Here is a 14,107-nt window from a genome sequence, read left to right on the forward strand (position 1 = left end):
AGCGCGAAGTGGAAGTCTGAACGCCGGCAGCGACTGCGCATCCGGTACAGCGCCCGCGTGCTCGACATCATCGAGCGCATGCTGGTCGAGCATCTACCAGGCGTCGTGCCGTCGAGTCTGCTCGGCAAGGCATTGCAGTACATGAGCGGGCAGTGGTCAAAGCTGGTCCGATACGTCGGTAACGGCAACTGGCCGATCTCGAACAACCTGTGCGAGAACGCGATCCGGCCGTTCGTCGTCGGCCGCAAGGGCTGGCTGTTCTCCGATACTGTCGCTGGCGCGCAGGCCAGCGCCAACCTGTACTCCCTCGTCGAGACGTGCAAGGCGAACGGCGTCGAGCCGTATCGCTATCTGGTCTGGCTGTTCACCAGGTTGCCGCTCGCCGCAACCGCCGACGACTATGCCGCCCTCATGCCATGGAGCATGCCTGCCACTCCCAACCTCTGATGGGCGTCGTTAAAAGACCGCATACGTTTTTTCGTTGCGCGCGCACCAAAAGAAATCGGCCTGGCGACGTCGTCGCAGGCCGATTTTTCATTGAACCGCGCTCAGCTGAGCCGCGCGTTCTGACGCGTATGGCGTTATTGCTGGCGAACCCAGGTTTGCGACCGGCCCAGCAGCGACACGCCGATGTAGCCGCGCACCACGAGCTTCTGGCCGCCGTCTTCAAGCGTCATCTTGCACTTGTAGACCTTGCCGTTCTCCGGGTCGAGGATGTTGCCGCCGTCCCAGTGGTCGCCGTCCTTCTTCATCGCCTTGATGATCGTCATGCCCTTGATGAGCTGATCCTTGCGCTCGTCCGTGCACGCGGTGCAGCGGCGATCGGGCGTATCGTTCGCGCCGAGGCCCTTGACGACCTTGCCCGTCAGCGCGCCGTCGCCGTCCTCGGCGATCTGCACGAGCGCCTTCGGTTGATGGGTGTTGTCGTCGATCGTTTGCCACATGCCGATCGGGCTGTCGGCTTGTGCGAACGTGGGGGCTGCGCACGCGAGCAGGGCGCCGGCGATGGCGATCGCCCGCAACGGGCGGGTCAGTCGAATCATTGTCATCCTCCTTGTTTTGCATGTCTGTTCGATTCGCTCGCACGACCGTCTGCATGGGGCGGGCATGTTGCGAGCTTCGCCAGAATACGTGAAACCGCACGCTGCGTTTGATAGAGGGGACTCTAATCGAAACGGCCAGCATGACGCTGGCCGTTCGTGACTTTGGTGACCGATCAGTTGAGCTGATAAGAGAATGCGGCGTTGATGCGCGGGCTGCGTGACGCGCTTTCGACCGGCGCATCGCCGACCGGTTTGGCGACGTTCAGGTCGAGGCTGTAGTAGCGGCTGTCCGTGAGCCGCACGCCGATGCCGACCGACGACATGCGGTTCGGCGAGGGCGTGCCCGCGTGCAGATACACGCGCGCCATGTCGTAGGCGATGTACGGCGTGATCGATTTCAAATACGTCCAGCCCGGTGTGAAGCCGCGGTTGATTTCCAGCGACATCCCCCATCCCGAGTCGCCCGACGTTTCGCCCGGCTGGTAGCCGAGCGCGTAACGGGTCGAGCCGAACGAGATCTGTTCGGACGTCGGCAGCGAGTCGGGACTGTATTGCCCCGTCAGCGATACCGACGTGCCGATCCGGAACGGCCATTCGTTCGTCTGCGTGAAGGTCGCGCCGGTGCGAACGAAGGTCAGCGAGATCGGGTCGTCGTAGTTTATTGTAGTGCCGCCGTTCGTACCGATCTGCGACTTCGATGCACCGAGGATGTCGAATGCCTTGGCGACGTTGACGCTCAATTTTTGCACCTGCTTCGGCTGAACACTCGTGTAGTCAAGCTGCAGTTGAAGAACACGAACCTGCGACCGGTTGTCGAGCGTCGCCCCGTTGATCTTGTTCTGGTAGCGGTCCTCGTTGTGCGACGCATAACCCGACACGGTGCCGAGCAGGCTGCGCTGGTTGTTCAGCAAGATCGGATAGGAAGCCGAAAGACCCAGTTTCTCGTTCTTGACGGTGCGCTCGACGGTCGAAGGCAATCCCGGGTTGTCGGTCGGCTTGCCGCGATACGTGCTGGCATCGAGGCGCGTGATCAGGCCGTTGCTGCCGACCGGCACCGCGCCGCTGAACGCGAAGTAGGTCTGCTTGTCGCGTCCCGGCGGCGCGAGCGCCGAAATGCTCAACTGTTCGCCGAACCGCGTGAGGCCGTTTTCGGTCGCGGTGATGAGGCCCTGGACGCCCGGGTGGTTGAAGTCGATCCCCGTGCTGACGTTGAACGGCTTGCGATCGACCGCGAGTTCGAGCGTCGTCGCACCGTCGGTGGTCTGCGGCGGCGGCACGTTCGCCTTCACCGTGAGGCCCGGCAGCAGTCCAAACGTGTTCACGTAGCGTTCGAACGTCGCGCGGCGCAGCGGGCGATCGTCCGTGATGTGGGCAGCAATCGCGCGAATCTTCGGTTCCATCGCGCCGGGTTTGCCGGTGACCTTGACGTCCGACACATAGCCTTCGACCACCGTGATGCGCACGACGCCGTTCTCGAACGTCTGCGCGGGAACGAACGCGAACGACAGCGCGTAGCCGCGTTCCTGGTACAGTTTCGTCACGCCGTTGGCGGTTTCGATCAGCTCGCCGATCGTGATGTCCTTGCCGACGAGCGGCGTGAAGCGGCGCGTGATTTCCTCGAACGGTATCGACTTCACGCCTTCGACCTGAAACGTCTTCGGCGTCAGGTGCCGCGACAGCAGCGCCTGCAATTGCGGCGCCTGCGGCGCGACCTGAACGGTGACGTTCGGGCCCGTCTTCGGTGCGTTGATCTGGGGAAGGGAGTCGAGCGGATTGCCGCCGACGCGCGTTTGCGCCTGTGCCGTGCCTGCCGCCGCGATGGCGAGCAGCATCATCCATCTGTCGAGTCTGGATTTCATTGTTCTTCCTCGTAGGCCTTGCTTTTCGTCTTCTTTGTAATGCCGGCGCGCGACATCGGGGTGGCGCGCGCCGCGTGCCGCCATGCCGGTTGTGTTCGTACGGCTGCGCCATTCGCTCCGGCTGCGATGGCGCGACCGTCCTCCTTACTTGCCGACGCTACCCAACGTACCCAGCAACCCCGTGACCGGTGCCAGCAGGCCCGTCGAACCGCTGCCCGACGATGCCGAACCCGACACGCTGCCGACCAGCGACGTGACCGGCGCGAGCGGGCTCGAGCCCCCGGACCCCGCTGCACCGCCTACTGCTCCGGTGACAGTATTCAGCAAACCGGTGACGGGCGCGAGAGGGTTTGCACTGCCTGCGCCGCCCGTTGCGCCGCCGAGCGTACCCGTGACCGTCGACACGAGATTCGTGACCGGCGCGAGCGGACCGCTGCCCGAGCCGCCCGTTGCACCGCCGACTGCGCCCGTGAGCGAGCCGAGCGGCGTCGAGCCGAGACCCGACAGCAGGCCGCCGAGCGGGTTCGTCGAACCGGAACCCGACGACGAGCCGTTCTGGACGGTTGCCGTCGAGCCGCCGACGAGGCTCGTGATCAGGCCGGGAATCGGTGCCGCGCCGTTCGGGCCGTTCGGATTGACGAGGCCGCCGGTGTTGGTCACGGTATTGCCGACCGCGCTCACGAGCTGGCCGACGTCGCCGACGAGCGGCTGGCTCGACGTGCTGCCGACCTGCTTGCCGGCCGAGCTGATGGCGCCGCCGATCTGGCCGAGCAGGCCCGACACGGGTTGGCCGAGGCCGGTTGTCGTGCCGACCTGCTGCGTGACCTTGCCGGCGGTGATCACGAGCGGGGTGATCGCCGAGCTGATCGGCTGCGTGACCTGCTGCACGGCGCCCGACGACAGCGTCGAGCCGATCGTCGTGCCGGCGGCCGTCAGGCCGTTGGCGACCGTGTCGAGTACGGTGCCGACCGGCGTCGTGACCGGCGCGAGCGGCGCCAGGGGGCCCGTGCCCAGCGCCTTGACGGTCGAGCTCAGGCCGGACACCGTGTTGCTGGTCGCGCCGACGACGTTGCCGAGACCGGCCACCGTGGTGCCGACCGGATCCTTCGTCGAGCCGATCTGCCCCAGCCCGTTGCTCAGGGCATCGGCCGCCGCGCCGACGATCGTGCCGGTGCTGGACAGCGTGCTGCCGACACCCTTCGTCACGCCGTCGCCGAGGCCTGGCAGGCTGATGTTGCCGACCGTGCTGCCGAGGTCCGTGGCCGTCTGGCCGACCGTGCTGATGACACCCTTGGTGCCCGTCGGCGAGCCGCTGGTACCGCTCGTGCCGGACGTGCCGGACGTGCCGGACGTGCCGCTCGTGCTCGGGTTGTTGTTGTCGTTGCTGCTGGTCGGCGGCGAGCTGACGCCGCCACCGCCGCAGGCGGCCAGCAGGCACGCTGCGGCGAAGGCGGTGAGGGGCGCGCGCCACTGGCGCAGGGCGACCGTCGTGATGGAACGTTGCTGGGACATGATGGGCTCCTCGCTGTCTTTTCGATGGATGGATGTCGGATTACTTGTGCGTGCCGCCGAGCAGGCCGCCGATCAGCGACGTGACGGGCGCAAGCAGGTTCGACGACGAACCCGAGTTCGTGACGGTACCCGTGCCGCCACTCAGCGCCGGTGCGCCGACGGTGCTCGTCACCGTGGAGACGGCGTTCGTGACCGGGGCGAGCGGGCTGCTGCCTGCGGCGCCACCCGTGACGCCACCGAGCGCGCCCGTGACCGCGCCGAGGAGACCCGTGACCGGCGCGAGCGGGCTGCCGCTGGTGCCGCCCGTTGCGCCGCCGAGCGCGCCGGTGACCGTCGAGACGAGGCCGGTAACCGGTGCGAGCGGGCCGCTGCCGCCGCCTGTTGCGCCGCCCAGTGCGCCGGTGACCGTCGAGACGAGGCCCGTGACCGGTGCGAGCGGGCCGCTGCCGCCGCCTGCTGCGCCGCCCAGTGCGCCGGTGACCGTCGAGACGAGGCCCGTGACCGGTGCGAGCGGGCCGCTGCCGCCACCCGTTGCGCCGCCGAGTGCGCCGGTCACCGTGGAAACGAGACCCGTGAGCGGGGCGAGCGGGTTGGTCGCGCCGCCGGTGCTGCCCGTGAGCAGGCCGCCGACGGCCTTCACGGTGTTGCCCGTCGACGAGACGGTGCCGCCGAGGCCCGTGGTGACCGGGTTGCCGCCCGTCGACGCGAGCAGGGCGCCGGCCTGGTTCAGGCCGTTGCCGATCGTGCCGAGCAGCGTGTTGACCGGTGCGCCGAGGCCGGTTGCCGCGCCGATCGTCTGGGTCGTCTGGCCGACCATCGTCGTGATCGGCGTGATGGCCGAGCTGACCGTTTGCGTGACCTGCTGGATCGGGCCGGTCGACAGCACGTTCGTGAGCGTGGTGCCGCCGTTCGACACGGCGCCGCCGAGCGTCGATACGAGGCCGCCGACGGCGCCTGTGACCGGCGCAAGCGGCGACAGCGGGCCGCTGCCGAGGCTCGTGACCAGATTGCCGGTTTGCGTGACTGCGCCGCCGAGCTGATTGACCACGCCGCCGGTGCTGGCGACGGTGGTGCCGACGGGATCCTTCGTCGCGCCGAGCTGGCCGAGTCCGCTGCCGAGGCCGTTGCCCAGCGCGGTGACCGCGCCGCCTACGCTTTGCACGATGCCGCCCGCGGCTTGTGTCGTGGCGGGATTGACGCCCGGCAGCGACTGGCCGGCGATGACGGTGCCGAGGCCCGACACGGTGCCGCCGGCATTCGTGATGATGTTGCCGCTTTGTGCGAGGACAGTTCCCACGGCGTTCGACGAGATACCCGAGGTGCCGGACGTACCGCTCGTGCCCGAGGTTCCGCTGGTGCCCGAGGTGCCGCTCGTACCCGAGGTGCCGCTGGTGCCGGACGTGCCGCTTGTGCCGCTTGTGCCCGAGCTGCCGCTGGTGCCGGAGGTACCGCTCGTACCCGAGGTGCCGCTCGTGCCGTTGCCGCCCGACGTGGAGATCGTATCGCCGCCGCCCGAGCTGGAGCCGCCGCTGACGCCCTTGCTGATCGAACCGGAGCCGCCGCACGCGGAGAGGGAGAGCATGGCTGCAACGGTGGCCGCGATCAGAGTCGTCCGGAACACGCCATGAGGGATAACCTTAATGTCCATTTCTTCCTCGCATTAAAAATGTGTTGTGAACTGCGTTGTGTTGAGTGATGCGAGGACTACTCTGCAACTGTCGTGCCATTTCGCTGCCCGACGGGTCGACAACAGGTTTTAAACGAGGCAATTCCTTGTCGGAAAAGGAGGTTACGGAAACTGAAAGATTGTTGAATCTGTTTAAGAGCGGATGAATGAGAACGGTTTCGGTCGTTTCGTAACGTAACGTCGCAACATTGGCGTTACGCGTGCGGCGTAACGTGGGCCCCGCGCAGGCTTGGTGGACACGACAATGGTTTTACTGATGGATTAGGTGTGCACATCTAACCTATCGTAAATCCTATGTGTAAGTCGTACCGAAACGCCGTACAAATACATCGTGCTCCTGGTCTTTTTTCCCGTCAGAGCGGTTAAAAGAGGTTGGAACTTAAATACGATCGGATATAGAATCGGGAGCAGATGTAAGGAAATGTACGGTTCGGTACACTACGTTCGAGGAGGAGCGCTATCGCGAATGTTAACTTGCATCAAATCGTGAGCAATGCCCTTCGGGGCGACCTATAAAGAAAGCGCACCCGGTCGACGTTACAGCAGATGTGGCGAACGGTTGGGGCAAACGGCCAGATATGCGGGGATGTATACGTATAAAGGCCAGAAAACGTAAATACAGGCACGAGGAATAAAATGAAAGCAATCATCAAGCGTTTCCTTAAGGAAGAAGACGGGGTTACCGCGATCGAGTATGGGCTGATCGCGGGTCTTATCGCTGTCGCGATCGTCGCCGGGGTGACGAACATCGGCAGCAGTCTCGGTACCATGTTTACTAATCTTGGTACTTGCGTGTCCACTCCTTCCGCGACCAACTGTTCTGCCAACGCGATTCGGGGCAATGCCACCCCAGGTTGACCTCTCCGTTCTTGGAAGTCGTCGTGGCGTAGTAGCGGGCGGACTACTTCGGTAATCCGCCCGCCCTTGCATCTGCTGCGGATCGTGGTGCGATGGGATATCTCATTTTTAGCGGGGTATTTCTGACCTGGGCCGGCTTGGTCGTGGTCAGCGATATTCGTTTCCGCCGTATTTCGAACGCGCTTGTCCTGGCTGGACTGATCGCCGGATTTGGCGGCGCATGCATGGCGGTGAATCCATTTGGCATTTCCGTGCATCAGGCAGTGGTCGGCATGCTGGTCGGCCTGATCGGATTGATGCCGTTCTTCCTTCTGCGCGTCATGGGCGCAGCAGACGTGAAAATTTTCGCCGTGCTCGGCATCTGGTGCGGTGCGCATGCGCTGCTTTGGCTCTGGGTAGCCGCCAGTCTGGCTGCAGGGCTGCACACGCTCGTACTGATGCTGCTGTCTCGCACGTCGCTCGGGGGCGTGTGGCGGCAGCGCGAACCGGTGCTGACAGTTGGCAGGTATCGGGCGACGCCTTATGCCGCATGCCTCGCCGTGCCGGCTGCCGCCTGGTTGGTCTATCTGGTCGCAATCGGGGGCATGCGATGAAACGACAGAACGCGTGCGGGGGACGGCGACGGCAACGTGGAGCGACAGCGGTCGAGTTTGCGATCGTGTTCCCGCTGTTCTTCGTGATTTTCTACGCGATTCTGAGTTTCGGGATGATTTTCGTTATTCAGCAGAGCTTGACGCTGGCCGCGAGCGAAGGCGCGCGTGCAGGGTTGGCCTATGCACCGGATCTCACGGCGCGAGTCGCGAACGCCAAGACGACTGCGCAGAACGTTCTTGGTTGGCTGAACAGCAGTCCGCCCAACGTGGTGGCGCAGCAGTGCAACTACAACGGAACGCCTACGCCGTTGCTGTACTGCCTGACAGTCACGGTCAGCTATGCGCCCGATAGCTGGATGACGATCATGCCGTTCCTGGGGGCGATCATGACCAAACCACTGACGGGTACGGCAGTGGTGCAAATTCCGCAGTCGATGCTATGAGTTGGGCATCGTGACGCGATAGACATGTCACGCGCAAATCGCGCGACAAGAAGAAACTGGTTGGATTCATTCCGGCATCCATACGACAACATGGCCAACAACTTAACGAAGATCATCGCGGGGCTGCTGATTGGGATCGCCGTTCTGCTCGGAATCTATGCATGGGTGCTCGGACGCAGCGCTTCAAGTCCCGCACCGACACAGCCGATGGTGGCCGCAACTGCGGTGCCTGTCGTGATTGCAACGCGTGCTTTGCCAGGTGGACAGCCGATCCCGGCTGATGCGCTGAAGATCCAAGCGACGGCGCTGGCGCCGGCAGGCGCTTTCAGCGACCCCGTTGCGCTGGTTGGTCGCGTGCCGATGCGTGACATTCCGGCCTCGACACCGGTCGTTGCGGATGCACTGGTGTCGGGGCTTGCCGAGGACGTGCAACCCGGCGAGCGCGCAGTTGCGGTTCGCGTCGACGAAACGAACGCGGTCGGCAACCGCCTGCGGCCCGGGAATTTCGTCGACGTGTTCCTGAACCTGAAGCGCGAAGTTGGCAGCACGATGCTTGACGGCGAGGTTTCGCAGACGCAGGCGCGGCTTCTGTTGTCGAAAGTTAGGGTGCTGTCGTTCGGCGATGCGACCGCCGAGCGCGACAGCGGCAACAACAACGGTGGTAACGGGCAACCGACCGGCGCCCGCATCGCGGTGCTCGCGGTGCCGACCGCGCAGGTCGATGCGCTGACGCTCGGGGAGGCGAGCGGCCGCCTGACCTTTGCATTGCGCAACCCGCGTGACGACGACCTTGCGCTGCAGACGGTTGCAGTACGTACGGACAACAAGCTGTCGCCGTCGGCGCTGGCCGCGGCCGGTGTCTCGCTACAGCAACTGTCCGGCACACCGAGAACACCGGTAGCCAACACGAACCTGCCGCCGTTGCCCTCGCGTCTGCCGCCGCCTGTGCGGCCGAGCGGAGGCGGCGGTATCGAAGTGATTCGCGGCGGCCGCTCGGAAACGGTTGCGTATTGAACCAGATCGACGGCGATCGACATCAGCGACGACAAGCAAAAGGCCGTGCGCCGGTCTACCAAACGATGAAAAACATACTGATTGCATTCGCGATTGCCATCTGCACCATGACCTTTGCCTCGTTCGCGAGCGCCAGCGGTACGATCGAACTCGCCGTCGGCGCGCAACGGCAAATTTCGGCGAGCCATACCCTGCAGCGCGTCGCGGTCGGTGATCCGGCAATTGCCGACGTGCTGATCATGAAGGGTAGCCGCTCGGGTTCCGTCCTGCTCACTGCGAAGGCTCCCGGCGCGACGAACGTGATGCTGTGGGAGCGCGGGCGCGATGAACCGACGGTCTGGAACGTCGAGGTGGTCGACGCGGCCGCGCAAGCCGTGCTCGACGGCGCTACGCCGCGCGTGAATGCATACGGCGGCACGGCAGTGCTGCAAGGTTCGGCCGCGTCGCTCGAGGCACATGCGCGTGCGGCTGCGGTCGGCAAGAATATGAGCGGAAAGGGCGCCGTGATCGATCGCTCGACAGTTCCCGGCAAGAGTGTCGTGCAAGTCGACGTGCGGGTCGTCGAATTCAGCCGTTCGGTGCTCAAGCAGGTCGGGTTCAATTTCTTCAAGCAAAGCAACGGCTTTTCATTCGGATCGTTTTCGCCGGGTGGCGTGCAATCTTATAGCGGCGGTTCGGGCCCAGGGACCGGAGGATATGTTCCGACGCTCGGATCACCGGTCGCGTCCGCATTCAACCTGGTCGTGAACGCGGCCGGACGCGGCATCTTTGCCGACCTATCTCTGCTGGAGGCGAACAATCTCGCGCGCGTGCTGGCCGAGCCGACACTGGTCGCGCTGTCCGGGCAGAGCGCGAGCTTCCTCGCGGGGGGCGAGATTCCGGTGCCGTCGCCGCAGGGACTGGGTTCGACGGCGATCCAGTGGAAGCAATACGGCGTCGGGCTCTCGCTGACGCCGACGGTCTTGAGTCCGAGCCGGATCGCGTTGAAGGTCGCACCCGAATCGAGTCAGCTTGACTTCGTGAACAGCGTGACGATCAGCGGCGTCGCAGTGCCCGGTATTACGACGCGCCGTGCGGACACGACCGTCGAACTGGGCGATGGAGAGAGCTTCGTGATTGGCGGCCTCATCGATCGCCAGACGATGTCGAACGTGAGTAAGGTGCCGTTGCTCGGCGATCTGCCGATCATCGGAACGTTCTTCAAGAATCTGAGCTATCAGCAGAACGACAAGGAACTGCTGATCATCGTCACGCCGCATCTCGTCGCGCCGATTGCCAAGGGTGCGGTGTTGCCCGCGACACCCGGCGAGTTGTCTGAGCAGCGCGACGGGCCGGTCTGGAAATCGTATCTGGGCGGAGCTGCGTCGCCCGACGCTGCTCCAGGATTTTCGAAATGAGTGGAATGTCTCGCGGTTTGCGATGCAACGCCACGCCTTGTGTAATCGGGGGTGTTCGACATGAATGCGCGAATTCAATCATTGTGTGAACCCGCCGTGACCGACTATTTCGTTTGTGCATCGCAGCATGAAGCGCATGTCCGCTGGCTGGCCGATACGCTCGTATCGGCCGGCGCGGTCGAAGCCGCCTCGCTCGAACCGGGTGTGCTGGCGCAGCGCATTACGGGCCTCAATCCGGCGCTCGTCTTCATCGATTTCTCGGACGGCAGCACGGCGGCGAGCATTGCCGCGGCTGCGATTCGCGCCACACACCCCGGGCTGCCGATTGTCGCGCTGGGTTCGCTCGCACAGCCGGAGAGCACGCTCGCTGCATTGCGCGCCGGAGTCCGCGATTTTATCGACGTGTCGGCTCCGGCAGAAGATGCTTTGCGCACGATTCGCGGGTTGCTGGCGAACGTCGGCGAGCCGGCGAGCCGCCACGGCAAGCTTGTCGCACTGCTCGGCGCACGCGCGGGCATGGGGGTGAGCACGCTCGCAGCGAATCTGGCCGTATGGTTGCAGAAGCGCTCGGTGAGCCCGGAAGGGAGCAGCGTGTCGAACGGCGGGACGCCGGCCGGTCGCCAGACCGCGCTCGTTGACCTGGGGTTGCCAGCGGGCGATGGCGCGTTGTTCCTGAATACCCGCTGCGAATTCCATTTCATCGATGCGGTTCACAACCTTCGTCGTATCGATCGAACCTTTGTGAATACCGCGCTGACCCGGCATGAGAGCGGCGTTGCGTTGACGACGCTGCCGGCGGATCTCGGCGCGCTACGCGACGTTTCGTACGCGTCGTGCGCCGGTTTGCTGAACCGATTTCGCGCATTCTTCGATCAGCAGATCGTCGACCTTGGCGGTTTTTCGAACCGCGAATTCGTTGCCCAGATCGCGAGTTCCGCCGACGAAGCATGGCTCGTCTGCGATCAGGGCGTTGGGTCGATCGTATCGGCGGCCGATCTACTCACCGGGCTGCGCGACGCGGGCGTCGACACCGATCGTGTACGGCTCGTCGTCAACCAGCACGACCCCGCACTCGATCTGACGCCCGCGCAGATCGCGGAGCGACTCGGGCTGTCGCTGGCCGGCACGTTGCCGTCGCGCCGCGTCGCGATCGGCCATGCGGCAAACCAGGGCCGACTCATCGTCGATATGGCGGAGCGCGATCCGTACGTGCGCGCTCTCGAGTCGCTCGCCGCGCGGTTACCGGGCGTGTCGATTCGCCCGGCTGTATCGCGTCCGGCGTCCGGCCTGTCCGCGCTGAAGCGCTTCATTCAACCCTCGTCCAAGCGGTCGTAAGCGATGGCACACGACATTCAATTTGCCGACGGCGCAGCGCCGTTTTCCCAGACGCAGCAATTCCACGACATCAAGAATGCCGCGCACGAACACTTGCTGACGCGCATCGAAGAGTTGGGCGCCGAGTTCGGCAGATGGTCCCGCCAGGCGATCAACCAGTTCGTCGATCTCGAGATTGACAGCTTCGTGCGCCTGCGCCGCATTCCGCTCAACGAGAACGAGGTACGGACGGTCGCGGAGGCGTTGACGAAGGAACTTGCAGGTTTCGGGCCGATCGAGGATCTACTCGCGGACCCGGCGGTCGAGGACATCCTGATCAACGGCTACAACGACGTGTATGTGTCGCGTCACGGGATCCTTGCCAAGCTGCCGGTGCGCTTCACCGACAACGCGCACCTGTTGCGGATCGTGCGGCGGATCCTTGCGCCGATCGGTCGCCGTCTCGACGAATCGAACCCGATGGTCGATGCACGGCTGCCCGACGGCGGTCGCGTAAATGTGGTGATCGAGCCGTTGTCGATCGACGGTCCGGTCGTGTCGATCCGGAAATTCCGGAAGGATCCGCTGAAGCCGTCCGACCTGCTCGGCAACGGAACGTTCAACGAAGAGATCAACACGTTGCTTCAGGCGGCAGTCGAGGCGCGCTGCAACATTCTCGTGTCGGGCGGTACAAGTTCCGGCAAGACGTCGCTCCTCAACGCGCTCGCGTTCCATATTCCGGAGATCGAGCGTGTCGTGACAATCGAGGATACGGCGGAATTGTCGCTGAATCACCCACACGTCGTACGGCTCGAAAGTCGGCCGGGTGGGTTCGACGGTACCGGCGTCGTGTCGATTCGCGATTTGCTGCGCAATACGTTACGGATGCGTCCCGACCGGATCATCGTCGGCGAAGTGCGCGGCGGCGAGGTGCTGGAAATGCTGCAGGCAATGAACACGGGCCACGACGGCTCGATGGGCACCGTGCATGCGAGTTCGCCGCGCGAGTGTCTGTACCGTCTCGAGATGTTGGCCGGTTTTGCAGGTTTTCAGGGCACCGAGTCGAGTTTGCGTCGGCAGATCGCGAACGCCATCGACTTCATCGTGCAAATCGGACGCCTGTCGAACGGGCGACGACGGATTTTATCGATCACCGAAGTGACCGGTCTGTCCGATAACATCATCGCGACCCAAGAGCTTTACCGGTATGAAGCGCGCGTGACGCCGGAAGGCGAGGAAGTCGATCACTGGGAGACCCTGGGCATTCATCCGCATTCACCGAAGCTCGCGCGCTTTCGCCAGGCGTTGACGAGTGGTGGGTTCGGCGAGGGCGGATTTGGTGGGGGCGGCTTTGGCGGTGGCGGGTTTGGCCGCGGCGGCGGGGGCTTCAATGTATAGCGCAATGGTGTGGGCGCTAGCGATCTCGATGCTGTGTATCGCGGCTGCGATGATGCTGTGGCATCACGCGGAGACCCGGCGCGTACGAACCGACGCGAAGCGTTTCATCGACAGCCGGCTCGAACCGCGCGCACGCGTCTCCGCATCGGCGACGCCTGCACCGGCGGCTGGTGCCGTGCGTGCCGTGCAGCAACCGGGTGCGGCACGGAAGGTATCGTCCGATGCCTTCGGGGCGCATTGGTATGCGACTGCCTCGGAATATCTGTCCAACCTCGCGAGTCGTGCGGGGATAGACGATGCGCGCGGCAAGGCGTTCGTCGCCCTTGCGGTGCTCGTTGCGGCCGCGGTCATCGCGGGTAGTCACGGCGGTATGCTGGCGTGTTGCGCTGCAATTATTTGCGGAAGCGCGATACTCGGCGTCTGGCTCGCGTCGCGGATCCAGCGGCGACGACTGAAGATCGTCCGGCAGATCCCGTCGTTCCTCGACGGGATCGTGCGCCTCGTGACTCTGGGCAATAGCGTACCGGCTGCTTTCCAGTCGTCACTGCTGACTACCGAGGAGCCGCTGCGCGGCTGTCTCGACGTCGTGTCGAGGATGCTGCGCGGCGGTATCGAGATCGACCGCGCCATGATGCACATCGCGAAGATCTACCGGACCGAAGAGTTCGAGCTCGTTGGCTCAGTGTTGCGCTTGTCGGTCAAATACGGTGGTCGCGCGGATGTGATGCTCGAGCGGATGGCCGTATTCATGCGCGATCTCGAGCAGGCCGAGCGCGAATTGACCGCGATGTCGTCGGAGACGCGGCTGTCCGCGTTCGTCCTCGTCATGCTGCCAATCGCAATCGGCAGCTTTGTCGTGATGACCAATCCGAAGTACTTGTACGGGATGTGGGGCGATCCGAGCGGGCGGTCGCTGCTCATGATCGCATTCCTGGCTCAAGTGGTAGGCAGCATATGGCTGTATCGAATGGCTCGGCTCAGGTGAGGCA

At 64.3% G+C, this 14,107-nt stretch carries 13 protein-coding genes; 9 read left to right on the top strand and 4 right to left on the bottom strand.

The window, feature by feature from the left end:
• Positions 1 to 447, top strand: a 447-nt coding sequence (locus AC3IFE_RS12720) for an IS66 family transposase (protein ID WP_489190735.1), incomplete at its 5' end; no start/stop codon positions are given.
• Between the two features lie 134 nt (positions 448 to 581).
• Here the strand turns inward: AC3IFE_RS12720 and AC3IFE_RS12725 are convergent.
• From AC3IFE_RS12725 to AC3IFE_RS12740, 4 genes are all read right to left on the bottom strand, one after another.
• Positions 582 to 1,043, bottom strand: coding sequence for a DUF2147 domain-containing protein (locus AC3IFE_RS12725; protein ID WP_089467310.1), 462 nt, complete (start codon positions 1,041 to 1,043; stop codon positions 582 to 584).
• Positions 1,044 to 1,216: 173 nt separating this feature from the next.
• Entirely contained in the window at positions 1,217 to 2,902 is a 1,686-nt protein-coding gene (locus tag AC3IFE_RS12730) for a ShlB/FhaC/HecB family hemolysin secretion/activation protein (RefSeq protein ID WP_489190736.1), read from the bottom strand.
• Between the two features lie 144 nt (positions 2,903 to 3,046).
• A complete protein-coding gene (locus AC3IFE_RS12735) occupies positions 3,047 to 4,414 on the bottom strand; it encodes a collagen-like triple helix repeat-containing protein (protein WP_489190737.1) in 1,368 nt (455 codons plus the stop codon).
• Between the two features lie 40 nt (positions 4,415 to 4,454).
• Complete coding sequence (locus AC3IFE_RS12740; protein WP_489190738.1) at positions 4,455 to 6,062, bottom strand: collagen-like triple helix repeat-containing protein; 1,608 nt, start codon at positions 6,060 to 6,062, stop codon at positions 4,455 to 4,457.
• A 675-nt stretch (positions 6,063 to 6,737) separates the two neighbouring features.
• On the opposite strand from AC3IFE_RS12740, the gene AC3IFE_RS12745 reads away from it, so the two are divergent.
• From AC3IFE_RS12745 to AC3IFE_RS12780, 8 genes are all read left to right on the top strand, one after another.
• Positions 6,738 to 6,959 (top strand): Flp family type IVb pilin, encoded by a 222-nt coding sequence (locus tag AC3IFE_RS12745; RefSeq protein ID WP_489190739.1) that lies wholly within the window; start codon positions 6,738 to 6,740, stop codon positions 6,957 to 6,959.
• 92 nt (positions 6,960 to 7,051) lie between these two features.
• Positions 7,052 to 7,552, top strand: a complete 501-nt coding sequence (locus AC3IFE_RS12750) for an A24 family peptidase (RefSeq protein ID WP_489190740.1) — start codon at positions 7,052 to 7,054, stop codon at positions 7,550 to 7,552.
• Positions 7,549 to 7,995, top strand: a complete 447-nt coding sequence (locus AC3IFE_RS12755) for a TadE/TadG family type IV pilus assembly protein (protein ID WP_489190741.1) — start codon at positions 7,549 to 7,551, stop codon at positions 7,993 to 7,995. The genes AC3IFE_RS12750 and AC3IFE_RS12755 overlap by 4 nt, the downstream gene beginning before the upstream one ends.
• Positions 7,996 to 8,085: 90 nt before the next feature.
• Positions 8,086 to 9,009, top strand: a complete 924-nt coding sequence (cpaB, locus tag AC3IFE_RS12760; RefSeq protein WP_489190742.1) for a Flp pilus assembly protein CpaB — start codon at positions 8,086 to 8,088, stop codon at positions 9,007 to 9,009.
• 65 nt (positions 9,010 to 9,074) lie between these two features.
• On the top strand, positions 9,075 to 10,406 hold the full coding sequence (locus AC3IFE_RS12765; RefSeq protein ID WP_489190755.1) for a type II and III secretion system protein family protein: 1,332 nt from the start codon (positions 9,075 to 9,077) through the stop codon (positions 10,404 to 10,406).
• Between the two features lie 60 nt (positions 10,407 to 10,466).
• A complete protein-coding gene (locus AC3IFE_RS12770) occupies positions 10,467 to 11,741 on the top strand; it encodes a fimbrial protein (RefSeq protein WP_489190743.1) in 1,275 nt (424 codons plus the stop codon).
• Positions 11,742 to 11,744: 3 nt separating this feature from the next.
• Complete coding sequence (locus tag AC3IFE_RS12775; protein WP_489190744.1) at positions 11,745 to 13,118, top strand: TadA family conjugal transfer-associated ATPase; 1,374 nt, start codon at positions 11,745 to 11,747, stop codon at positions 13,116 to 13,118.
• The gene (locus AC3IFE_RS12780; RefSeq protein WP_489190745.1) at positions 13,111 to 14,103 is read left to right on the top strand and encodes a type II secretion system F family protein; all 993 of its coding nucleotides are present in this window, start codon (positions 13,111 to 13,113) and stop codon (positions 14,101 to 14,103) included. The genes AC3IFE_RS12775 and AC3IFE_RS12780 overlap by 8 nt, the downstream gene beginning before the upstream one ends.
• The last annotated feature ends 4 nt before the right edge of the window (positions 14,104 to 14,107 follow it).

This window comes from Burkholderia sp. APQ4-4ca (genome assembly GCF_057837105.1).

What these genes read in the sequence shown, in the direction of transcription:
- AC3IFE_RS12725 (WP_089467310.1), bottom strand. Translation starts at nt 1,043, where the DNA reads ATGATTCGACTGACCCGCCCGTTGCGGGCGATCGCCATCGCCGGCGCC.
- AC3IFE_RS12730 (WP_489190736.1), bottom strand. Translation starts at nt 2,902, where the DNA reads ATGAAATCCAGACTCGACAGATGGATGATGCTGCTCGCCATCGCGGCG.
- AC3IFE_RS12735 (WP_489190737.1), bottom strand. Translation starts at nt 4,414, where the DNA reads ATGTCCCAGCAACGTTCCATCACGACGGTCGCCCTGCGCCAGTGGCGC.
- AC3IFE_RS12740 (WP_489190738.1), bottom strand. Translation starts at nt 6,062, where the DNA reads ATGGACATTAAGGTTATCCCTCATGGCGTGTTCCGGACGACTCTGATC.
- AC3IFE_RS12745 (WP_489190739.1), top strand. Translation starts at nt 6,738, where the DNA reads ATGAAAGCAATCATCAAGCGTTTCCTTAAGGAAGAAGACGGGGTTACC.
- AC3IFE_RS12750 (WP_489190740.1), top strand. Translation starts at nt 7,052, where the DNA reads ATGGGATATCTCATTTTTAGCGGGGTATTTCTGACCTGGGCCGGCTTG.
- AC3IFE_RS12755 (WP_489190741.1), top strand. Translation starts at nt 7,549, where the DNA reads ATGAAACGACAGAACGCGTGCGGGGGACGGCGACGGCAACGTGGAGCG.
- cpaB (WP_489190742.1), top strand. Translation starts at nt 8,086, where the DNA reads ATGGCCAACAACTTAACGAAGATCATCGCGGGGCTGCTGATTGGGATC.
- AC3IFE_RS12765 (WP_489190755.1), top strand. Translation starts at nt 9,075, where the DNA reads ATGAAAAACATACTGATTGCATTCGCGATTGCCATCTGCACCATGACC.
- AC3IFE_RS12770 (WP_489190743.1), top strand. Translation starts at nt 10,467, where the DNA reads ATGAATGCGCGAATTCAATCATTGTGTGAACCCGCCGTGACCGACTAT.
- AC3IFE_RS12775 (WP_489190744.1), top strand. Translation starts at nt 11,745, where the DNA reads ATGGCACACGACATTCAATTTGCCGACGGCGCAGCGCCGTTTTCCCAG.
- AC3IFE_RS12780 (WP_489190745.1), top strand. Translation starts at nt 13,111, where the DNA reads ATGTATAGCGCAATGGTGTGGGCGCTAGCGATCTCGATGCTGTGTATC.